Here is a 23,749-nt window from a genome sequence, read left to right on the forward strand (position 1 = left end):
GCCACTAAACCACGATGTCCGGACATAACTACGCTCCACCCGGAAAATGCAGGGTATTCGCGCATCGTGGCGCAAATCGGGAAGCTATGGAAAATACCCGTAATGCTTTCGACAAGGCACTACGATATGCCATTGACGGCATTGAAACCGACGTGCAGCTGAGCCGGGATGAAGTCGCGGTGTTGTGGCATGATCGTTTTCTCAATAAAGCCGGATTGAACGACAAAAAGATTGATGATTTCGATTATCCGCAACTACAAACGCTGATTAATCCGGATTCCGAGAATGAAGGCATTATGACGCTGCGGGATTTTCTGATGACTTACCGCCAATGCTGCCATTTATTGATTGAAGTTAAAAATCGCGACTGGGAGCCATTCACCCGTCATCAAACAAAAATGCGCCAGACGCTGGATTTGATTGGCAACGACCCTGATCAGACTATACTGGTTTCTTCCTTTAATCTTGCGAGTCTGGAGTATGCCCATTGCTACCGGGTGGAGGTTCCATTGATTTATAACTTTGAACCCGATCAAACTATCGCCGATGTACGCCGGTTACTCATTACCCATGCTTTTCTGCATGGTTTTTGCCTGCCGATTTCAAGCACCGATCAGGCAATCGTCAATTTATTGCATGATTATCGCAAGTGTGTCGGCGTATATACCTGCAACAGTGATACCGAGATTACTAAAGCCTTGCAGCTGGGCGTTGATATCCTGATCAGCGATTTGCCCGATAAAGCGTTGCTGCTGCGCGATCAATGAAACGGGATTTTGCAGCATTATCCGCTCAGTCTTTCGATCTGTTGATTTGCGGTGGCGGCATCTACGGCGCCTGGACGGCATATGATGCAGCACTGCGCGGCCTGAAAGTGGCTATCGTTGAGCAAAACGATTGGGCCAGCGCAACGTCTTCCGCATCGACCAAATTAATTCATGGGGGTTTACGTTACCTGGAAACCTATGATTTCAAGCTGGTTAGTAAATCCCTCAAGGAACGTACCATGCTGCTGCGCGTAGCACCCCATCGTGTATGGCCATTGCACTTTGGTATTCCGGTTTACGCACAACAGCGCCTCAACCGCTTGCAATTAAAACTGGGTTTGTCGCTGTATGATTACCTGGCTGGCGATGCCAATACATCCATGCATCACCGTTATTATGATGCGCACCAATTCAGCGTGCATTTTCCCATGATTAAAGAAGATAGCCTGAAAGGAGGGTTCACTTACGCTGACGCACAAACTGACGACGCGCGGCTGACTCTGGAATTGATTGCAGGCGCGCAGATTGCCGGTGCTTGTTGCGTAAACTATTGCCGGTTGGTTCAGGTGTTGGAAGTGGATGGCAAAGCCGATGGCGCAATCATTCAAGATCAACTCACTCGGAATAAGCAAAAGATTGATGCCAGGCAAATTGTTTTTACCACGGGCCAGTGGTTGACTAAGGAAGCGCCAAGCAACGCATGGTGCCGTCTCGCCAAGGGTGTTCATCTGATCATGCCTGCTTTGTTGAGTACGGAAGCCTTGTTACTGACAACCGAATCGGATGGCCGTGTATTTTTTATGATTCCCTGGTACGGCTTAACGCTATTGGGAACCACCGATACCGACTTCAAGGGCAACGTGGAACAAGTTACCGTTGAAGGCAGCGACATCGATTATCTGCTCGCCGCTGCCAATCGCTACCTGAAAACACCATGGACACGAAGCGATATCATCGGCAGCTTTTCGGGTGTGCGGGTTTTTAAGCAAGATGCATCGGCAACTGCCTCCAGTTCACCTTCAATCATCAGCCGTGATTGGGAATTAAAAACTGCGTCCAATGGCGTACATTACGCTATTGGCGGAAAAATCACTTCGTCACGCCAGGATGCTGCACATATTGTCGATGCGGTATGTGCGCAATTGGGCATTTCGCGGCTCTGTGCGACTCAAGATCGTTTATTCCCTTGGGCGCCGCAGGAAAATTTTGCGGCTTGGTCTGCCCGTATATCTGAACAAGCGACGCAACTGGGTATTGATGTGGAAAGTGCGCAATGGTTATTGCGCCGCCACGGTGTGCGTGTCGTAGAAATTTTCCAGCGGATCGAAACGGAGCCTGATCTGACGCAACGTATTATTCCCGCGTTGCCATTTCTTCGTGCCGACCTGATGCATTGTGTCGAAACCGAAATGGTGATCCACCTGGATGATCTGCTGCGTCGCCGTTTGCCAATACTCATTGTGACAAGACTGACTGAAGATCAATTGCTGCAAATCGCGCAGCGCATAGCCGGTAGTTTGAATTGGAACAGTGCGCAGATTGCGCAGGAAATTACACGTTGCAAAAATTACCGGAGTATGCGGTGATAGTGGCGATCGCGCTCGATTTGGGTACGACATCCATCAAAGCAGCTTTGATGGATCATCAGGGAATACTCCGGCACATTGTCACTTACCCGGCACCTGCTATCGACAGCTGCGATGGGCGATACGAAAGCAATGCATTGCAGTATGCTGCCATTGCTGAACGGGTTCTCAAGGAATGCCTTGCTCAAACCCAAACTCAGAATAATCCACCGTTGGGATTGTGCAGTCAACGTTCGTCTTTTTTACTCTGGGATAAAACCACCGGTGAACCGGTAACGCCATTAATTTCCTGGCAAGATGACCGTGGCGCAAGTTGTTGCGACCGCCTGCAGGTATCCTCAAATACCATTCATAGACTTACCGGTTTACGTCTAACGCCTTATTACCTGGGACCTAAGTTGAGTGTGCTGTTGCAGGAAAATCCGGCATGGCGGCAGAAGCTTATTCAAGGTGAATGGCTGACGGGTACACTGGATACATTTTTGATTTGGCGCTGGACAGGCAAGCAGCATTTTATCACCGATGCATCAATGGCTGCGCGCACACTGTTAATGGATATTCATCAGCAGCAGTGGTCAGATGTTTTGTGTGGCTTATTTGATGTTCCACGTTCCATTTTGTCGCAAATCAGACCTTCAACCGAATTGGGTCTTACTTTAGACAATGGATTAATCTTACAAGCTAGCGTCGGCGATCAATCGGCGGCGTTGATTGCCAGTTTGGCAAATAATCAGAGCGAAGCTTTGGTCAATCTGGGTACGGGTGGCTTTGTGATTCGTTCATTTGCCAAGAGAGAAGTGGCGTTTAATGGATATTTACAAACATTGGTTTATCAAAACAGAAACCGGCAAGTACAATTTGCTATCGAAGGCACGCTTAATTCCATCGCCTCAGCGCTTGCGCCTTACCCGGTAAATGAATGTTGCGTCGAAGATCTGGCGTGCAACGATATTTTCTGCCTGGCAGAACCTAGTGGCTTGGGTGCACCTTATTTTCGCAACGATTGGGGCATTCATTTTTCTCAACCGGTCACCGGATTTACTTCACGACAAGTTGCTTTACTGCTGCTCGAAGCGATTATTTTCCGTGTCGCGCGTATCCTGGAAGAGTTTCACCAGCATGCGCCATTAACCCGGGTTTATTTGTCCGGCGGTTTATCCGAGCTACCCTGCCTGCAATACGGCATCGCACAATGTGTTATCTTTCCGGTTTATCACTTGCAACAGAAGGAAGCCAGTCTGCAGGGTACTGCCGTATTGGTCTGCGGAGTTAAAGCAACCTATCATCGGGAGATGCAGGAAATAGAAAATAAGCAAACGAGAAGCATCGTACTCATGAAGAAGTATCGACGTTGGAAAGAATGGCTGGATGCTTTATTAAGTTAAGCACCTTTCATGGTTAGTTTTAAAAAGTCTACCCGAATGAATAATCAATCCTGTAAAATCCGCATCGCGATCGGCACTCTTGTGCATGATCAGATTATTTATAATTTATTGTCTCCATTTATAGAAGCATGATATCAATCGCACAGCATTAAAGTGATTGTTGTCTGCTATTGTTTACCCTTTCCAAAGGAAGCCTTATGACAACCGATATACCTGGTTATACCTATGGCAGCACTTCGCTGCAAAAATCTCCCGTATCCATAGATGATTTTGCCAAACTTAAACAAGCCAGCCTGTTTGGCGACGATGATGTGCGTTACCTGAAAATGTCGCATGATGTGCTGAAAGATCAAGTCGAACAAATCCTGGATGTATGGTACGGCTTTGTCGGCTCAACCCCTTTTCTATTGCACTATTTCACCAATGCAGCTGATGGTCAACCTAATACGGATTACCTGGGTGGCGTGCGTAAACGTTTTGGGCAATGGATTCTTGATACCGCCAACGCCGAGTACAACCAAGACTGGCTCAATTATCAATATGAGATCGGATTGCGTCATCACAGCTCAAAGAAAAATACTACCGATAACGTAAAATCCGTACCCATCATTCATATCCATTATATCTTTGCGTTGTTGATCCCGATTACCACTACACTGCGTCCATTTTTGGAAAAAGGCGGCCATTCCCGTGACGATGTGGATCGCATGCAAGATGCATGGCGCAAATCGGTACTGATGCAAGTGATTCTGTGGTCACAACCTTATATTAAGTCAGGCGAGTTCTAAGTCTGTAAGGGAGAGCGCTGTCCTCGCTCTCCCCATCAGTACTAATCTCGTTTATTGCTCAAAAATAATTTTGTTGGCACATGCGCCTATCTATCATCGTTCCCGCTTTTAACGAAGAACAACTGATTCTGGATTGTTTGAATTCCATACAGGAATCCGTCAGTGCAAACTCAAAACCCGGTTTTACTCACGAGATTATCGTTGTCGATAACAATTCAACCGACAAAACCGCACAGCTTGCTACACAAGCCGGAGCGATAGTGGTATTTGAGCCGATCAATCAAATCGGGCGCGCGCGCAATTCCGGCGCGGCAGTCGCCACAGGAGATTGGCTGTTGTTTGTCGATGCCGATAGCTTACTAAATATCAATATGGTTGCCGATATTTTGCAATTGATCGAAAGCAGAAAATATGTCGGTTGCGGTAGTGTCATGCACATGCCTAATTTACCGTGGTGGGGCAATGCTGCTATGCAGCTTTGGACCGTGCTATCAATCACCTTCCGTTGGGCATCCGGTGCACTGGTCGTATGTCGAACTGACGCATTCCGCGATGTCGGTGGATTTAACCAGGAATTATTTGCTGCCGATGAAATCGATTTAAGTCAATTGCTGAAAAAATGGGGACGCAAACACGGCCTGAAATTCACCATTCTGACTCGTTATCCGCTGATCACATCACCGCGCAAAGTGCAACTGTACACCGGGCGAGAAATTGCCATGCAATTCTTTAGTGTGTTATTCAGTCCTCGCAAGGCACTGCAGAACAAAAAGAAACTTCCGATTTGGTACGACGGAAGACGTTGATTTTATGATTAAAAATTGACGTGATCTGTGGCTGCATAATTAAACTTCAACTAATACTCTCAGCTTGTAAATTAAAAAAAATACCTCAACTATTTTGTCGGGATGTGACAAAAAATGTCATATTTTTTGATCAAGAATAGTATATCCATGTAAATAATATCCTGTTCTGCATAAAGCTTTACCCTTTCAATTTCCTTTTATAGCAATATTCGTACAGCATTTGTAGCTTCTAAGCGTGTAATGCGCATCGTAAATAATAAATTGTGGCACAGTTTATGCTTATTTAACTCTGTAACTTGAAAAGGCAAACTCTGCGAAAGCGGGGGACGCAAAGTCACTGATCTAAAGGGATCATTCCCAATGATAGCAGGACTGCCAGGTAACGCTACTTGTTTCACTCACGCATTTACTAGATAGGTCGCGGGTAATAAAACTTCAGAGCGTATCCATGCAGTTCCTTTCTTGAAACTCTAAGGAGGAATTACTTATGAAAACCAATAATCGATTACTGATTATTAATTCTAAAACACTAACTATCAGCACGAGTATTAGACAGGCGCATATTTTAGTAACCGCACTATTGTTCATTGTCAGTATGATTTTAGTGCCGTTGAACGTAGTAGCGGCGATAGCGGATCCCACCGCCGTCAAATGGCATCCAGGTCATTACTACATAATCAAGGGTTCGAAGAAAAACAATGCTGATTACTTATCACAGGTCTACAGTGAGCTTGATGCAACTCCCGCATTGAATGGAATGATGATTCGTTACTTTTGGAATGATCTGGAAAAAGGAAAAGGTGTGTATGATTTTTCATCCATTGATAAGCGCCTTGCTGAGCTATCCGCCAGAGGAAAACGTCTTGTTATTCAGGTACAAACCAAATCATTTAATAATAGACACGTTGTGCCAAATTACATGAAGACAGCGGAGTATGAAGGTGGTCAGTTTCCCTTTTATAGCGCCATTTCTCACACACTGGGCGGATATAATATTAAGTTATGGAATGTGCAAGTGCGAAGCCGTTTGGTAGCCTTAATGAGAGCATTGGGGACGCGTTACAATTCTCATCCTTACTTTGAAGCTGTCAGCATAATAGAAACCCCTATGGGGCAGCCTAGTACGCCACTAACGAGCGCACAAGCGACTAAATACTATGATAATTGGATTCATGTACATAAACAAATGCGCTTATTTTTCCCCAATACGGTGACAATGCAGGAAGTAAATTATCCACGTTCTATTATTAAGTCTTTCGTAACAAGGCTCAAAGATGCTGGAGTAGCGCTGAGTAGCCCTGATCTTCTTATTGATGAGCCGGATTTATTCTTTCCTGGAACACAATGGAACTCTGACAAGGGAATTTATAACTACTACTCTGAATTTTCTGGACTGATGGCCATGGCTCCAACCGTTATGCCCACTAATTATCATAGTACAAGAAAAGTTGGAGGTTATAAGCCGACTATTACAGAAATGCTGACTTTTGCGCGTGATAAGTTACATGCAAACTACATATTCTGGGCGCGGGAAGAACATTACCTTCAGGTATTGGAAGTATTAAATCAGAGTGCGCAAAAGACTAATGCAGGCGGACTGGATCCTACTTGTCCAGCTGCTTATTCATCTTGTGTGAAATAGCGATGGCACTCCAGATAGATTCACGGGATGAAGGCTTGCGTTTTTATTATGTTAAAGCGTTACATGGTAAATAGAAAGTAAGAGCTGGAATATAACTAATGTATTTTGTGTTTCAAACAAGTGCTTATCAAATATGGAGATCTATCTACAGCAGTAGCAGTAATAGTAGCAATTGAGAATTAAGAGATGAAAAAGGCAAACCCTGCGAAAGCAGGGGACGCAAAGTCACTGATCTAAAGAGCAAATGCTCCAGGATGGCAGGACCGCCAGATACCGCAGCTCGTTTTAATCACGCATGTGAATAAAACGAATCGAGCCATACAACTTCGAAGCGTATCCACGCAGTTCCTGCCTTTTAATTAACCTAAAAGGAGGAATCAAATGAACATAATCCTACGGTAGCGATAACCGCACCCAAAGTCGCAATATGAAAAAGGCAAACTCTGCGAAAGCGGGGGACGCAAAGTCACTGATCTAAAGGGCAAATACCCCAGGATGGCAGGACTGCCAGATACCGCAACTCGTTTTGCTCATGCATGAGAACAAACGAGTCTCGAGTAATAAAACTTCAGAGCGTATCCATGCAGTTCCTTTCTTGAAACTCTAAGGAGGAATTACTTATGAAAACCAATAATCAATTATTGGCTATCAATTCGATAACACCAAACACCAATACAAAAGTTAAGCCAGCGCATATTTTAATGGCTTCATTACTGCTAATTATCAGTATGGTTTTAATTCCATTGAATGTATTAGCTACAACAACGGATCCTACAGCAATCAAATGGCATCCAGGTCATTATTACACGACAATAAAATGGGGTAATAACGATTCTTCATACTTATCCCAAGTGTATAGTGAAATTGCAGCAACGCCAGCAATACGTGGAATACAGATGCGTTATTTTTGGTCAGAACTTGAGAAATCAAAAGGAGTATATGATTTTTCATCCATCGATAAGCGTCTTGCTGAATTGTCTGCGAGGAATAAACGCCTCGTTATTCAGGTGCAAACGAAATCATTTGAGCCCACTTGGAATCTCGTGCCTAATTACTTGAAGACAGTTGCATATGAAAATGGGCAATTTGCTTTCTCTAGTTATGGTGAAACCACTATCAAAGGATATAACATTAAGCTGTGGAATTCTCAAGTACGGGATCGTCTGATTGCTTTATTTGAAGCAATGGGAGCGCGCTACAATTCGCATCCTAATTTTGAAGGTATCGGTATGATAGAAAGCGCTATGGGACAGCCTATTGAGCCAATATCAAGTACTCAGGCGGATGAGTTTTATGCAAATATGATTCAGGTGAATCAGAAAATGCGTTTATTCTTCCCCAATACAATGACAATTCAGGAAGTCAATTATCCGCGCCCAATCCTGAATTCACTCGTAACTCAACTCAAGGATATGGGAGCAACACTAAGTAGTCCGGATACTTTTCCGGACGAAAAAGATTTGAATATTAAAGCTACGCAATACAATCCTAATCAGGGAATTTATAATTACTATTCGGATTTTTCTGGCATGATGGCTATGGCACCAACGGTTATGCGGAAAAATTATGAGAACACGAGAAATGACGGAACAGGTACTGTGCCTACTGTTTCAGAAATTCTAGCTTTTGCACGTGATACCTTGCATGCAAACTACATTTTCTGGTCACGGATTCCAGGGTACTATAATCAGGTATTGGAGGTGCTAAACTTGGCTGGGCAAACAAGCGATCCCGCAGGGGGATTGAGTTCTGTCTGCCCAACAGCCTATTCATCTTGTGTTGACTAATAACACTTTCCGTTAATTCAGATAGCAGTTTATGTTTTAAAAACATAGACTGCTATCTGTCGACTTATCGGTAGATAGTAGCTTCTATAGTGTTAATAAAATTTCCTGTCATCAGTTGGTTAATTGCACAAGATCATCTGTGAACGTGTTCTCTAATTTCCGGCATGTACCGGCTTTACAATTTCGAAGCTGACCCAGTGCATCAGAGATAGCTGTAGCAGAAGTACCCGTTAATCGATCTGCTATATTGTAAACCTGATCCGGATCAAGTTTTGTATCATAAAGTTCTTTAATTGTGCGTGCTGCTTGGAGTGTTTCGTAATACGCATAGCTATCAAATCGTATACCCAGACGTCCTTCCTGGCCGGTTTCTATCAAAAAAGAACGTCTATTAAATGTAGTTTGTCTCTTATTTGATTCTAGTAATGGTTGTATCGATCTGCCATCATAATTTTTAGGTGCAACCGTAACTCCTGCCAGATTCAATACTGTCGGAAAGAGATCGGTGTTAATAACGAGGTCGTCACGAACTAAACCAGGTTGAACATTGGGCCCGGTAATTGCAAGTGGTACACGGTGTGATTGATCATATAAACCACCCTTTCCAAATTTGAAACGATGGTCACCAAACCAAAAGCCATTATCAGATACAAATATAATGTAAGTTTCGTTAAATTTGGGGCTAGCTTTTAACTTATCGATCAATTTTCCTACCATTTCGTCTACTGATCGCAAAGATTGAATTCTAAGACGGAAACTGAGATCAATCCAATCAATATCCTCTGGTGACAATAAAGGTCGTGACTGTACATTAAAGGGTTTTTTGGAGACATCCGCCTGGTTAAATGATGCTGATCTAGGGGCCTGAATGCCATTAAATAAATTTTTATGGCGAGGAGCTGAAACCGGCACAGTGGGTCTAATGGCTTCATCGGTTGAAGAATGTGGCGCATAGGCAGATATCAGCATGAAGAAAGGCGAATTTTTATTTAGCGCGGAATTAAGATGATTAAGAGCATGTTTTGCAAGTACATCCGTAGCATAGTCTGCAGGAGTGTTACCATAGTTTTTGATTACCCCGTTTTCGTTCAGAGAATAGTTATAATACGATGGCGATGCCACAAATGCGTACCAGTCGCTCCAGCCGAGGGGTACGTAATTACGCGGGATTTGATTGCCTAACCCATATTCATTCATGAACTTACCGAAGTATGCCGTACTGTAGCCGCTAGCTTGCAGTTTTGCTGCCATCGTTGCAGATTCCAATCCAAGCTCGTGAAATACATGCCAACCACCTGTAGGAAAATTATTGGATTTTACCCCTGTATTAACGGAATATTGCCCTGTCAGGATGGATGAGCGTGCTGGACAGCACATGGCTTGTGAAACAAATGCATTGGTGAAACGGACACCATTAATGGCAAAATATTCTTGTGTTCTGGGCATAAAGCGGAATTCATCCACTGCCATATCATCAGTTAATACAATAATAAAATTTGGCCGAGCTATTGCTGAAAAAGATACCAAAAAACAAAATAAAGATAGCAAGAGTTTTAGGATAAAAAAATTTTTTTTCATAATAAAGTTGCCTTCCAAGTATGTAAAAATTAATTCTTTTAAGAAATTTAACAGCAGTGTATTTCTTAAAAGTTCAGATAAAGAAACTTAAGTCTAGGATACCAGCATAAAAAGAATCGTTCCAGAATAAACAACTCCATGGCAAGACTACGGAGAATTGAGAGTTAAGTAATAACAAAATAGTTTGAAGAATTGTTGCCGCTTTTCTATTTCTGGAAATCATAAAATGAACACAAAAAGCATACTGTAGTTTGTTCCAAATTAGTTGTGTAATTAGCAGATATTTGTTTTTAACTTTTTAAAAAGAGTAGATTTGTAGTCATTACTAAGCAACCAAGCAGTCACCTGAAATAATAAGTTTCTGATGCAATGATGATATTATTGTATCGCTATAAGCTTCTACAATGAGACATTAGTACTGTTTTATTAGTACATTTGTAATGTCTATATCGCTTCTGGATAGTAATATAATAATAGATTCAATGTGTTAGGTTGTTTAGGAGTTATTTTTCTGCTCATTAGCCTGCCTCGGCAATCTGCTATGAGTTCATAATGGACCTTAATCACCTTCTGATAGTCAGATTCTCTGCTTTGAAAGTTAATGGGAAGGTATTGATAAAGCGTACTTATTCCACAGAATGCTCTTGTTGTCATTTATTCAATCGTGTCGGTAATCGTCGATGTTCGTTTCTAGGATGCTGTAACAGTTGACAAGCACGACGGAAGGTCAGCAGTGTTTTTTGTGCGTAACCTAAAACTGTATCGGAAGAATAATCATTTGTTGGACTATCTGTGCTGACCCCTGTCGGAAGGCCGGTTAACAATGCTAACCCCTCGATAACATGTTGCATCGTATAAATTGCAAATAAACCCTGTCTTACGGCTTCAGTAATTGAGTGATCCAACATTAAATGCGACCGGTTCTGATAAGGAATCAATACTCCTTGCTCACCGGTTAAACCTATTTTCTCGCACAGCCTGAAATAACCCTCAATCTTGTCATTAATGCCTCCTACCGGCAAGATCTCACCGTACTGATTCAAAGCGCCTGTTACCGCAATACCTTGTTTTAACGGCACCCCTGACAGTGATGACAACAGTGCGTAGAATTCCGCACAAGATGCAGAATCTCCTTCGATATTGATATATTCCTGCTCAAATACAATCGAGGCGCTGAGTGCGAGTGGCGCAACATGGGCAAACAATCCAGTCAGATAGTTTTGCAATATCAACATGCCTTTATCATGTATCGGTCCAGACATATCCACTTCCCGGGCAATATTGACTATCCCGTCCTCTCCTGCAAATGTGCGTGCGGTGATACGCACAGGGGTGCCAAAACTGTGATCGCCCAAATCAATCTGCGTCAGTGCATTAAGTTGACCCATCTCCATTCCATGCACTGCAATAGCGATTTCACCCTCAAGAATGGTTTCCTGCAAACGCAAATCAGGATAATTATGGCGTATTAAACGTGCCTGCAGTGCTGCTGAAATATCGGCCACTTCCACTCTGTGACCGCCACGTGAATTGCAAAATGCGGCACTTTCCAGTAACAGCATTTCAGTGCGGGCGAAGATAGCGCTCTGCCGTTTTTGATCCTCCACCTCTCGGTGCGATTCTTCCAGCAAGCACGCAACCGCAGCTGCTGTGAAATGCGGCAGTTGTGCCGCAGCGCAGATATTTGCCACAAGTACCGCTGATGCTTGATAAGTTTGAGCACTGGCGGTGAAGCTTGCAGCAAAATCAACTTTAACCCGGAAGTGCCGCATGAATTCTGGATCGACTTCCTGCAAATCATAATATGCACTTTGCGATCCGATCAAAATAATTTTGACATTTACTTCGATCGCTTCGGGTTCCAGAGACATAGATGCACTGGAAGTCAATAATGAACCGGATTCTTCGATTTGCAACCGCTTGCTGCGCAAAAATCGCCGCAGTTTTATCCATAAAGAATCATCGATCAATAAATCATCCAGGTGCAGCATAAGAAACCCGCCATGCGCTTTTAGCAAGCTACCGGCGCGAATACGCATAAAATCGGCCTTTAGCTTGCTATTTTCGAATTGATAATCGATGCTACCGAACAATGAAGATATGGAAGGGTTGTCCTCAATAAGAACTGGTGCTCCTTGCATATCCGTATTGTCTACCGCCAGATTGATCTGATAACGAGAGAAAATCTGATTTAATTCTGCCTGTTGCTTTTCTTCCTCGACATTATTTGTCTGAAACAATATCAAATTATCGAGAATATCCAGTTCTATCTGCGCAAAAAAAGTATTCAACCGGTCGTTGCACTTTAGCTCTTGCTGCAATCCTTTCCAGATATTCTCCAATGCAAGATTCAATACAGGTTGGACAAGACGCCGTTGCAGTAAAGCCAATGCATGGTCCCTTTCTTTCTCTATGAGTTTGAATTCGCCAAAATACTGTTCGATCGCTTCACGCAACGCCTGCTCGGCCTGCTCTATTTCAACCCTGCGTACCTTGGGCAACTTCAATAAATTTTCTGCTGTAAGAATTTCATTTTTTTCATTCAACAAGGTAAAAACAATCTGCTCATTTTCACGATGAATGGTGAAATGTAGAGATTCGGCAAACTTATCCAATTCTGCGTAAGCATGATCAATTGCGATTTTAAAGTTCTTTTCGATGTGATTACTGTTAAGCTTGAAATCTTGCCCATTCAAACATTGGCTTATTTCAGTCGGTAGCGATTTCGCAAATTGCAACAGCGACTGACGCAGTATTCGACCTTGCCCGGCTGGTAAGTGTAGGGCCAACGGTCTCTCTGGTGAAATAAAATTGTACAGATAGCACAAATCCGGTGACGGATGTCTCGTGGCTGCCGCAATAGTCATAGCTTGGTGCAGTAGGGTAGTGCGTCCTGATCCCACTTCTCCCAGAACAAACAAATGATAATCCGGCTGTATCATATCTAAACCAAAGCGCGCAGCTACTTCCGCTCTTTCCTGGCCAATCCAGGATAACGGACGTTGCAATAATTCCGATGTATCGGAGAATTTCAGTGAATCCGGGTTGATAGTAATACGTAATTGAGATGAATCTAGAGCGTGAGTTGACATGCTTGAATAATGATTATAGGGCGAGAATATTTCGCGAATTACCCGTATTGTATCTATTTAATAGATCCTGAAAAATATTTGTCAATTGCTATCGGGGTAGTAGCTTCAGAAGGTGGAGTTAATGCAGATAAGTTGTTACGGCGATTTAACCTCAATATGTTTAATTCCCATGTTTCATGGGATGGAGATTGGTGAAAACCGGTGGATTTGAAGAGCGTAAATGACTTATTCCGTAACTTACTGCAAGGCACTTTATTCACCATTCCGACCAGAAGGGACATGATATTGTGACATTATTGATCGGAATGGTGTAAGTAGAATGATTGATTGATTGATGAAGTTGCCTGTGTAATCAGGAATTACTTGGCACTCTTGTCACGGTTTGTAATCAGTATATTACAAACGTGCACATCCTGGGTCTTCCCGAATTACGTGAATTTTGTCAGCGGCGAGACCTGTAAGATTTGTGCGAGTCCCTGAAGGCCACTCAACAATCACCGATTCAGCAATTAAATTATTTGCCAGGCCAAAATGAAGCCGGCGATCGTCTTGAACGCCATTGCGTATCCCCCCTGCCTGCAGACGAGCCTGTTTTTTTCCACCCGCCGTAACTACAACCCGTGCACCAATACCGTCGCGATTGGATTGACAGCCAATAAGATCAACCTTTAACCAATGGTTGCTTCCGCCCCTATTGCGCAAGAGAAATTGGCGTCCATAATTAAATGGATATTCAAGTCCCCCTCCGTCGGTAACCAGCAGGTCGAGATAGCCATCATTGTCATAATCGGCCACGCTGACCTTTCCACCAGAGCCAATATTTATGGTGCTTGCTCCACCGGCATCGGGCACAGGCACAAATGATCCTCCAATATTCTCGAGTAAGACATTGTGCCGATTGCGTAGACCATTAGCGCACGTAAGATAAACATCGAGATCCATGTCATTGTCGAAATCGCCGACAGCGACCGAGTGGCATGAATCTGCCAAGTCATATCCAAAATTTTCATCAACGATAAACTTACCTTCTTGTCGTGATAGCATGACCAGCTTGCTACCAGGATCTTTATTCCAGAACTCGCGCTCATCGGTAATTACTTTCTCAAATTCGGCATCGATTGCTCTAAATTTTGCTCGAAAAGTATCGGTTCCACGAATCTCAACCCGCCACAGTCCTTTATGCGGCAACCAGCCAACATAAATGCCCGGTAGCGTTCGCAGCGTTAAAGGCACCATGCCGCTCATTTCAGGATTGGCGGCATCCAATTCCAATTTGATGAAATAACGTTTCTGGTACTCACCCTCGATAACCGTGAAAAAAGGTTGCGCCAAATTACTGCCGGATTTACCGACGTGTATCATGTCAGCGGTCCAGGGATCAAAGGCTCCGTCAATTCTGATAGTCAGCCTGGTTGGCCCCTGGAGCCAGAAGTTCAAGCTCCCTTTTTCTATTGACGATAGTCCCCGCGCAGCGACAGAAACTTGACGGTTGGTTGGTGTCAGTTTCCACGAGTTTACCGTTGGGGTCTGTAAAACTAATAGATTATCTTCAAGGCTTCCATCAAAGTCTGCAACCGCTGTATCTTGCAAGTATCTGAATTCACGCCGGGGTTTATCGATAATGGGCAAAAGCGTCGTGTCACCCAGCCGGTACAGTTCCTGAGGATAAAATATCCAACCGGATGTCAACAAATGTACGGCGGAATCGAAGTAAGCCAGTTGAGCAAATTCTCCGATAGTTTTTTTCGTCATTCCAGGCGCGGCCTTAAAAGTCCCGTTCTTTTGCTGCAACATCAATCGGGTGGGGCCGAGATCGTCAAAAGGACGTTTCTCATTGATCATGTAAAGATCCAGCAGGCCATCATTATTCCAGTCCAACCATAAGGGTGTCCGTCCGCGTCCAAAACTATCATTCAGTCCGCGCGCTATGGCTTCATCAGTCAGTTCGCCCGCATGGTTAACATAAAACCGCTTATCGCTGGCGGATTTGCCTCCCTGATTTCCATAAAGTTCAATCAAATCCTGATCGCCATCATTGTCAAAATCAGCCCAAGCGCCGCCGTGGGCATCGAGGAGGGAATTTTCTTCCCAAAATTCATCCAGACTGTCAGTAAAAGTGCCGTTGCCGTTATTTATATACAATTGAGGTCGCGTCGTATGGTTGCTGATCCAGACATCAAGCCAACCATCCCCATTAAAATCACCCCATGATGAACCATAACCTGGATGAAGTGAGGTTTCGAGACCAGCTGATTTAGTTTGATCTTCAAAAGCAATATCAGCATTTAATGTTTGAATGTTTCCGAAGAAAAATACAGCAGAACAATAAGTTATTGCTCTTGCTAATTTATTCATTTTTAATCCTCAGGATAATGGTTAGGTTTTTATTATAATATGAATAACTTAAATTAGAATATTCTGTCAGAATGCATGATTAATTTTTTGAAGGAATATAGCCGACTGGTTGTTCTGCGCCCGAACCAAAGAAGTGCGCTTCCAGCTGTTCGGCTAAATATTTACGTGCTTTTGCATCTGAAAGATTTAAACGGTTTTCGTTGACTAGCATGGTTTGGTGTTCGATCCATTGACGCCATGCTTCTTTGGAAACATTCTCAAAGATACGCTTGCCTAATTCTCCGGGGTAGGTTTGAAAATCCAAACCTTCGGCTTCCCGGCCTAGTTTGATGCATTTAACCATTCTTGTCATTTATGCTCCACATTCATCAAAAAAGATGTTCAAAAAGAAAAAGCTGTCATTATGAGAGGTTCATTTCGTCGAGTAAACCGTCTGCACATATTTTGTACGATAAAGCTACAGATGTTTGATTAACACCTTTGAGCGACGCTGATAGTTATATAAATTCTGTTTGGCTGACGGTAATTCAGCGGTTGTGGCTTCGCTAAAGCCGTGTTCAATAAACCAGTGTGCTGCATGTGTGGTGAGTACAAATAGGGTATAAATATCTTGAGAGATGGTTTCTTTTTCGATGTGTTTGAGCAGATGGTTGCCATATCCCCGGTCGCGATAATTCGGATGAATTGCCAGACAGGCAAGTTCGCAAGCGCGTTCTTCCGAGAAGGGATAAAGAGCCGCGCAACCCAACATAATGCCGTCATGCTCTAGCACTGTAAAGCGGTCGATTTCAATTTCCAGCAACTCACGGCTGCGCCTGACCAGAATACCTTCGGCTTCCAGTGGCTCAATCAGTTGCAGGATACCGCCAACATCTTCAATTTTCGCTTTTCTGAGTGTTTGCAGCGTTTCTTGCGAGATCATCGTGCCGATGCCATGATGTGTGAAAAGCTCTTGCAGGATGGCGCCATCGTTATGACGACTGATCAAATGCGTGCGTGTTACACCCATTTCACAGGCCTTGGTAGCCGATTGCAGCCAGGGGCGGATCGTATCCGGTAATAACGGCGTTGCTTCCGGAGTTTTATTCCCCAGTAATAACTTGCTTTCCGCAACCGTAAGTTCGCGCGGCAGCGATTCCGGTCTGTCAGTATCGGATGAATCGTAATCCACGGTATCCAGTAAAAAAATCAGCTTCTCGGCATGCAGCGCGATTGCGATTTCAGTGGCTACATTTTCCATTGTCAAATTGAATATCTCGCCAGTTGGTGAGTAGCCCAAAGGTGAAATCAGCACTACCTCACCTTGTTCCAAATGTGAATGAATCGCTTCTGCATTGATCTTACGTACTTTTCCCGTGTACATCAAATCAACGCCCTGTATGATGCCATGCGGACATGCAGTGACAAAATTTCCGCTGGTGACACGAATAGAGGCATTGGCCATCGGTGAATTGGGTAATCCCATTGACAGCAATGCAGCAATTTCATGATGCGCACGTCCTGCGGCTTCTTTGACGCATTGTAATGATGCAGGATCAGTTACGCGCATACCCATAACGGTTTGGGTTTCCAATTGTGATTCATTCAGACGCAATTGAATTTGCGGGCGTGCGCCATGCACTAAAACCAGTCGGACACCAAGACTGGCAAGCAAGTTAATATCGTGAATGAAGTGCACAAATTTTGCGTCGGTGATTATCTCACCCCCAAAGCCGAGGATAAAAACTTTGTCACGAAATGCATGAATATAGGGAGCGACCGAACGAAACCAGGAAACAAATTCAGTCATGGAATTCATTTTATTGTTGATAGCCATCGTCAATAATCTCCCCAGAGTGCCTGCATGGCTGCAATTGCCGCTAAAGCCGCACTTTCGGTACGCAGTACGCGTTTCCCTAAGCGCAGTGGGATGAAACCGGAATATGAAATGGCTGTTTCTTCTTCCGCTGTAAACCCGCCCTCAGGTCCGATTACAAGTGTTATATTGGCATCAGCAGGTGGTTTAGGTATGCTTTTTAAATCGTTTGTGGCTTTGGTGGACAGCATGAGATGCACATCATTCGCGCGATGAGGAGTTTTCTTCTGGCTTAACCATTCCGCTAGCGGAATTAATGGGAGTGCTCGCGGTAAATAGTTTCTGCCAGATTGTTCGCAGGCAGAGATAATAATTTTCTTCCAGTGCTGAAGACGTTTAGAAGAGCGTTCATCGGATAAATGCACGATACTGCGAGCAGTGAAAACCGGTTGAATGCGGGTTATGCCTAGCTCTACTGATTTTTGTATGATCCAGTCCATTTTCTCGTTGACGCAGATGGCTTGAGCGAGCTCGATAGACAGCGGTGATTCCCGATCGATATTGTGATAGGCATCGATAAATACCGTGGCGCTGGATTTGCTGACTGCTTCAATATGTGCAGAAAATTCTCCGCCAAGCCCATTAAATATCGTAATTGAATTGCCATTCTTCAGCCGTAGCACCCTTGTCGCATGATGTTTGTTTTCAGCTGATAATTCGATGATTTTTCCTGGGGTGATTTCTTCAGGATGATAAAAGCGTGCATGCATGATGAACTGGCGTCAGGAAAGTGACAGGGCAAGTGACAAATTCAATAAATGGACTCATGCTAATATAGCACGTTATGAGTCTGGCATTGTTTGCCCCGTAAATAGATTTTAAAGGCAGCAAGCTGAAAAAATAATTTTCTGCAACATTTTTAAATGTAGGAGGCGTATATGGCAAGTTTGGAAACACCGGTGTGCGATTTTGGCTGGAAAGCCATTGATTTTGATTTGCCGGGCGTTGATGGCAAGCGTTATAACCTGGCTTCTGTAAAGGGTGAAAACGGGTTGCTAGTGATGTTTATTTGCAACCATTGTCCGTATGTCAAGGCGGTGCAGGATCGAATTATCCGCGATGTCGATGAATTGAAACGTCATGGTGTGAATGCTATCGCGATCATGTCGAATGATCCCGCGGACTATCCGGAGGATTCTTTTGAGAATATGGCTCTAATTGCGAAGCAGCTGAATTATCCTTTTCCTTATGTCTGGGATGAAACCCAGGAAATAGCTAAGCAATATGGGGCAGTATGTACCCCCGATTTTTTCGGTTTCAATAATCAGCTGGAGTTGCAATATCGTGGACGTCTGGATGCATCGCGCAAAGAAGCGGCACCTGCAGATGTTCGCCGCGATTTGTTTCAAGCCATGGTGCAGGTTGCAACAACCGGTCATGGCCCGGAAGAGCAGATTCCCAGCATTGGTTGCTCGATCAAGTGGCGTTCGGAGCCATAGTGCTAGAGGATGTTATTACGGCTGTCAAGGAGGTTGCCCAGCAAGTCATCATGCCGCGTTATCTGAGGGTAGATAGGCAGCTTAAGGCGGATGGCAGTTTTTTTACCGAAGCGGATATTGCGGCACAAAATGCTTTGCTGGATAAATTGCAAAAAATTCGTCCTGCTGCTGCCATGGGTGAAGAAATGACCAAGCAGGAGCAAGAGGCACAGTGGATTAAGGGAAATACAGGATTGTGGAGCGTAGATCCGATTGATGGCACTTCCAATTTCTTCAATGGATTGCCTTATTTTGCGATTTCTGTGGCTTTCATGGAGCAGGGAAAAGGTGTTTTGGGCGTGATTTATAATCCGGCAACCGATGAGATGTTTTATGCAACTCAAGGCGGTGGTGCTTTTTTGAATGGGATCGCGTTACCGCTCAAGCGATATGTTCCTACATTGTCAAGCGCTATGGCAAACATTGATTTGAAACGACTCGACCGAAGATTTGCGGCCAAAGTGGCAGCCTACCCGCCGTTCGCATCGCAGAGAAACTATGGAGCTTGTGCGCTGGAGTGGTGTTATACCGCTGCGGGTTATTTTGATTTGTATTTGCATGGCGGACAGAAACCTTGGGATTATGCGGCTGGATCACTGATTCTCCAAGAGGCGGGTGGCAGTATGTGCGGTTTTGAGGACGATGATTATTGGGCGGGTTCGCTGTGGCATCGATCTGTAATAGCGGCATTGGATCCTGGGTTATTTATACAGTGGCGCGATTGGGTGCGCGCAAATCGGAAGGAATAGGGAAAACTATTGAAAATTATTATTCTGGGTGCCGGCCAGGTTGGATCAACGGTTGCTGAGAGTTTGGTGAGTGAAGCTAATGACATAACCATGGTCGACATCGATCCGCTGCGTTTGACACTATTGCAGGATCGTTTGGATTTACGCACTGTGGTTGGCAATGCCTCGTATCCTTCCGTTTTAGTCAATGCTGGTGCGCATGATGCAGATATGGTGCTGGCGGTAACCGAACACGATGAGACCAATCTGGTTGCGTGTAAGCTGGCAGCTACCTTATTTAATACACCCACTAAAATTGCGCGGATTCGATCGACTGAATATTCGGCGTATCCGGAAATCTTCTCAGCTGAGAACTTCTGCGTTGATTTTGCCATTAGTCCGGAACAAATTCTGACAGAGTATATTGAAAAACTGATTGAATTTCCTGAGGCGCTTCAAGTGCTTGATTTTGCATCTGGAAAAGTGAGTCTGGTTGCCGTGCGCGCATTAAAGGGTGGATCTCTGGTTGGACAACAATTGCAGCAATTACGTAAGCATGTTCCTAATGTGGATTCACGCGTTGCGGCTATTTTTCGTAGAGATCGGCCGATTATTCCCGAGGGGGATACCGTGATTGAAGCCGAAGACGAAGTATTTTTTATTGCCGCTACTCAAGATATTCGGATTGTAATGCGAGAATTGCGGAAAATGGATAATCCGGTCAAGCATGTGATGATTGCGGGTGGCGGAAGAATTGGCAGACGGCTCGGTGCAACGCTGGAAAAAGATTATCGGGTCAAGATAATTGAGCGTAATCATCAGGCTTGCGAGCGTTTGGCGAGTGAATTAAGTGATGCGCTGATATTACACGGTGATGTGACGGATGAAACCTTGCTTGAAGATGAAAATATAGCTGAGATGGATATGTTCTGTGCACTGACGAATGATGATGAAAATAATATCATGTCAGCATTATTGGCAAAACGCATGGGGGCACATAAAGTTATTGCGCTGATTAATCGAGGCGCTTATGTAGATTTGGTGCAAAGTAGCGGGATAGATATCGCTATTTCGCCTGCGCAAGTTACGATTGGCTCATTATTGGCTTATGTTCGGCATGGTGATGTTGCTGCAGTCCATAGCTTGCGTCGCGGCGCAGCGGAAGCATTGGAACTGGTGGTGCATGGTGATGCTAAATCGTCCAACGTAGTTGGACGCAGGATAGATGAAATTAAGTTGCCCAAAGGCGCGACAATAGGTGCTATCGTCCGTGGGTTATCCAAATCGGAAGAGCTGTTCGGTGAAAGTTCGAGTTTGAAGCAAGGTAAGGTAGCTCATGAAAGCAGTGCGATCGAAGTTATTATTGCGCATCATGACACGATTATAGAATCAGAGGATCATGTAATTTTGTTTGTGATCAATAGAAAAATGATTCGGGAAATAGAAAGGCTGTTTCAGGTTAATGTTGGCTTTTTGTAGCCCAAAATCACATGAATCGACTTTTTACTGTTGTAAATGTGCTGGGTAAGATGACATTGGTGTTCGGGCTGACCATGTTTATTCCGCTTGGAGTGGCATTGTGGGGCGACGACGGTGCGCAGTCAGTTTTTGAAGAATCCATAGTGATTACTTTTGGTAGCGGTTTGGCTATGTGGTTAGCGACGCGTCGTTATCATCGTGAGCTGCAAATAAAAGATGGTTTCTTGCTGGTTGTGTTGGTTTGGTCGGTATTGCCGGCTTTTGCTATGCTGCCATTGTTATTTTATTTGCCTGAGCTTAATCTCAGTATGGCCTATTTTGAGGCGATTTCCGGATTAACAGCTACTGGCGGCACAGTGTTATCGGGATTGGATAAGCTGCCACCGTCAATTAATATATGGCGCGGTGAAATTGTTTGGCTCGGAGGAATGGGCTTAATCGTTTTAGCAGTTGCAATTTTGCCACTATTGGGGGTGGGAGGTCGGCAGTTACTGAATGCCGAAATACCTGGACCCATGAAAGAGAATAAACTAACTCCGCGTATTGCAGAGACGGCAAAAGGGTTGTGGTCAATTTATGCAAGCTTGACCTTGATATGTGCGGTCACCTACAGATGGGCTGGTATGGATTGGTTCGATGCTGTTATGCATGCTTTTACGACTTTAGGATTAGGCGGTTTTTCCTCACATGATGCTAGTTATGGTTATTGGGATTCGCCTCTTATAGAGTCAGTCGCAATTATCTTCATGTTGATTGCCGGGATAAATTTTGCGACACATTTTTTGGCGTGGCGGGGAAAAAATTTAATTCCTTATCGCTATGATTTCGAGGTGGGCTGGTGTGTGGTAATTATTTTGTTCAGCTGTCTTGGGTTAGCATTTTATCTATGGTTTAATAACGTCTACACCGAGCCGCTGATTGCTTTACGTTATGCTACTTTTAATATAGTTTCCGTTGCAACGACTACTGGTTATAGTAATACCGATTACAGTTTGTGGCCGATGTTTGCTCCATTATGGATGTTATTTTTATCTGCCTTTTGCAGTTCCTCAGGTTCTACCGGCGGTGGCATGAAAATGATCCGGGTACGCATTTTGTATCAGCAGGTGTATCGCGAAATTATTACGATCATGCATCCTAATGCAGTTATTCCAGCTAAGGTTGGACGAAGTGTATTGGCTAACCGGGTCATTTTTTCGGTGCTTGTGTTTTTATTCGTGTACTCTGCAAGCATTTTATTAATGACGCTGGCGCTAACATTAAGTGGGTTGGATGTTGTTACATCTTTTTCAGCAGCAGTAGCCTGTATTAACAATCTCGGTCCAGGTCTTGGGGGTATTGGCCCAGCAACGACTTATGCGCTGCTGACGGATCTTCAAATATGGATATGTAGTTTTGCTATGCTGCTGGGCAGATTAGAGTTTTTCACAGTACTAGCTATCTTTGTGCCTGCTTTCTGGAGGAAATAAAGTTTTCCTGATTGAAAAAGTTATGAACGGTGATAATTTACTTCTGAATAGCATAAGTCTAATAGAAAAAATGATCCAACAATGCATACCCGGATTAATGAGGTTTGCCTAGTGGCATGGGGAGTTTTCATGAATAGTGCCGGTGTCCTGAAAGGTATTAAGGTTATGATTATTGATGACAGCAGCATGATACGGAGGAGCGCCGAAATTTTCTTAAAGCCATTTGGATGCGAAGTTATTCTGGCTGCGAATGGCTTTGAAGCAATGTCAAAAATTGTAGATAATCATCCGGATATTATTTTTGTGGATATCACGATGCCGCGATTGGATGGCTATCAAGCATGCATGCTGATTAAAAGGAATCCAATCTATCAGTCAATTCCTGTCATTATGTTATCCAGTAAAGATGGTTTGTTTGATAAAGCTCGGGGAAGAATAGCAGGGTCTGATAGTTACTTGACAAAACCGTTTACCGCTGACGGTTTATTTCGCATAATCCGAAATTATATCGCATGATACATCGTCGCTAGGTTTAGTAGTAAGAGTTAAGAATATTATTGTCCATATTGAATTATGGTCATTAGTATTTGTATAAAAATGAAATTAAAGGGAGTGTCGGTGAAAATCCTTTCAGAGAAGAAGGTAATTTTATGACAAATGACTTGACTTTGAACCCCAAGGTCGACTAGCCTGAGAGGTGTAGCTAAAAGCTGGGTAGAATAATATAAGTTTTATATGAAGGTTTTGGCTACCGAATTTAGGAGTACTAATTAATTAGTATTAAGGAAGTAAGAGAAGTATAAGGGTAGTAGATTAGAGAAGAACGAGAAGTAGTTTTGATTAACAGTTAGGAGGTAGAAACATGGCAACAACCTATGGCACAACTAGCGGCGCGGCGAGCGCCAATTATGACATGTCGCTGTGGTACGACTCGAAATATTACAAGATAGGCAT

At 43.9% G+C, this 23,749-nt stretch carries 18 protein-coding genes and 3 riboswitches; of the genes, 12 read left to right on the plus strand and 6 right to left on the minus strand.

The genetic code is table 11. The annotated features are described in order from the left end of the window. The first annotated feature begins 14 nt into the window (after positions 1-14). From C4S39_RS07550 to C4S39_RS07580, 7 genes are all read left to right on the plus strand, one after another. Positions 15-767: a glycerophosphodiester phosphodiesterase gene (locus C4S39_RS07550; RefSeq protein WP_103966414.1), complete on the plus strand. Its 753-nt coding sequence runs from the start codon at positions 15-17 to the stop codon at positions 765-767. Further along, positions 764-2,353 (plus strand): glycerol-3-phosphate dehydrogenase/oxidase, encoded by a 1,590-nt coding sequence (locus C4S39_RS07555; protein ID WP_103966415.1) that lies wholly within the window; start codon positions 764-766, stop codon positions 2,351-2,353. The genes C4S39_RS07550 and C4S39_RS07555 overlap by 4 nt, the downstream gene beginning before the upstream one ends. Continuing rightward, entirely contained in the window at positions 2,326-3,738 is a 1,413-nt protein-coding gene (locus C4S39_RS07560) for an FGGY family carbohydrate kinase (RefSeq protein ID WP_258039345.1), read from the plus strand. Before C4S39_RS07555 ends, C4S39_RS07560 begins: the two co-directional genes overlap by 28 nt. Positions 3,739-3,935: 197 nt before the next feature. After that, complete coding sequence (locus C4S39_RS07565; RefSeq protein WP_103966416.1) at positions 3,936-4,526, plus strand: protoglobin domain-containing protein; 591 nt, start codon at positions 3,936-3,938, stop codon at positions 4,524-4,526. 80 nt (positions 4,527-4,606) lie between these two features. Continuing rightward, positions 4,607-5,332: a glycosyltransferase gene (locus C4S39_RS07570; RefSeq protein ID WP_103966417.1), complete on the plus strand. Its 726-nt coding sequence runs from the start codon at positions 4,607-4,609 to the stop codon at positions 5,330-5,332. Between the two features lie 293 nt (positions 5,333-5,625). After that, positions 5,626-5,712, plus strand: a riboswitch (cyclic di-GMP riboswitch). A gap of 107 nt (positions 5,713-5,819) precedes the next feature. Beyond that, complete coding sequence (locus C4S39_RS07575; RefSeq protein ID WP_103966418.1) at positions 5,820-6,974, plus strand: glycoside hydrolase; 1,155 nt, start codon at positions 5,820-5,822, stop codon at positions 6,972-6,974. A gap of 184 nt (positions 6,975-7,158) precedes the next feature. After that, a riboswitch (cyclic di-GMP riboswitch) is annotated at positions 7,159-7,245 on the plus strand. 154 nt (positions 7,246-7,399) lie between these two features. Next, positions 7,400-7,486, plus strand: a riboswitch (cyclic di-GMP riboswitch). A 108-nt stretch (positions 7,487-7,594) separates the two neighbouring features. Then, complete coding sequence (locus tag C4S39_RS07580) at positions 7,595-8,761, plus strand: glycoside hydrolase (protein WP_103966419.1); 1,167 nt, start codon at positions 7,595-7,597, stop codon at positions 8,759-8,761. Positions 8,762-8,872: 111 nt separating this feature from the next. On the opposite strand, the gene C4S39_RS07585 is transcribed toward C4S39_RS07580, so the two are convergent. From C4S39_RS07585 to C4S39_RS07610, 6 genes are all read right to left on the minus strand, one after another. Further along, complete coding sequence (locus C4S39_RS07585) at positions 8,873-10,339, minus strand: sulfatase family protein (RefSeq protein WP_103966420.1); 1,467 nt, start codon at positions 10,337-10,339, stop codon at positions 8,873-8,875. A gap of 650 nt (positions 10,340-10,989) precedes the next feature. Beyond that, positions 10,990-13,431, minus strand: coding sequence for a Lon protease family protein (locus tag C4S39_RS07590; protein ID WP_103966421.1), 2,442 nt, complete (start codon positions 13,429-13,431; stop codon positions 10,990-10,992). Between the two features lie 396 nt (positions 13,432-13,827). Beyond that, positions 13,828-15,786, minus strand: a complete 1,959-nt coding sequence (locus C4S39_RS07595; RefSeq protein ID WP_103966422.1) for a CRTAC1 family protein — start codon at positions 15,784-15,786, stop codon at positions 13,828-13,830. Between the two features lie 79 nt (positions 15,787-15,865). Further along, positions 15,866-16,138 carry an oxidative damage protection protein gene (locus C4S39_RS07600; protein WP_103966423.1) on the minus strand — a complete coding sequence of 91 codons (273 nt, stop codon included), beginning with the start codon at positions 16,136-16,138 and terminating at the stop codon, positions 15,866-15,868. A gap of 105 nt (positions 16,139-16,243) precedes the next feature. Next, positions 16,244-17,602 carry an amino-acid N-acetyltransferase gene (gene argA, locus C4S39_RS07605; protein WP_103966424.1) on the minus strand — a complete coding sequence of 453 codons (1,359 nt, stop codon included), beginning with the start codon at positions 17,600-17,602 and terminating at the stop codon, positions 16,244-16,246. 2 nt (positions 17,603-17,604) lie between these two features. Beyond that, on the minus strand, positions 17,605-18,351 hold the full coding sequence (locus C4S39_RS07610) for a 16S rRNA (uracil(1498)-N(3))-methyltransferase (protein WP_103966425.1): 747 nt from the start codon (positions 18,349-18,351) through the stop codon (positions 17,605-17,607). A 168-nt stretch (positions 18,352-18,519) separates the two neighbouring features. Here C4S39_RS07610 and C4S39_RS07615 point away from each other — a divergent pair, with 168 nt between their 5' ends. From C4S39_RS07615 to C4S39_RS07635, 5 genes are all read left to right on the plus strand, one after another. Next, complete coding sequence (locus C4S39_RS07615; RefSeq protein ID WP_103966426.1) at positions 18,520-19,080, plus strand: thioredoxin family protein; 561 nt, start codon at positions 18,520-18,522, stop codon at positions 19,078-19,080. Then, entirely contained in the window at positions 19,080-19,868 is a 789-nt protein-coding gene (locus C4S39_RS07620) for an inositol monophosphatase family protein (RefSeq protein ID WP_103966427.1), read from the plus strand. Before C4S39_RS07615 ends, C4S39_RS07620 begins: the two co-directional genes overlap by 1 nt. Before the next feature lie 9 nt (positions 19,869-19,877). Continuing rightward, positions 19,878-21,326 (plus strand): Trk system potassium transporter TrkA, encoded by a 1,449-nt coding sequence (trkA, locus tag C4S39_RS07625; RefSeq protein ID WP_103966428.1) that lies wholly within the window; start codon positions 19,878-19,880, stop codon positions 21,324-21,326. A gap of 11 nt (positions 21,327-21,337) precedes the next feature. Continuing rightward, on the plus strand, positions 21,338-22,795 hold the full coding sequence (locus C4S39_RS07630) for a TrkH family potassium uptake protein (RefSeq protein WP_103966429.1): 1,458 nt from the start codon (positions 21,338-21,340) through the stop codon (positions 22,793-22,795). Between the two features lie 129 nt (positions 22,796-22,924). Next, entirely contained in the window at positions 22,925-23,311 is a 387-nt protein-coding gene (locus tag C4S39_RS07635) for a response regulator (protein WP_103966430.1), read from the plus strand. Positions 23,312-23,749: the final 438 nt, after the last annotated feature.

The sequence above is a fragment of the Nitrosomonas ureae genome (assembly GCF_900108305.1).
GTDB classification, from domain to species: Bacteria; Pseudomonadota; Gammaproteobacteria; order Burkholderiales; family Nitrosomonadaceae; genus Nitrosomonas; species Nitrosomonas ureae_B.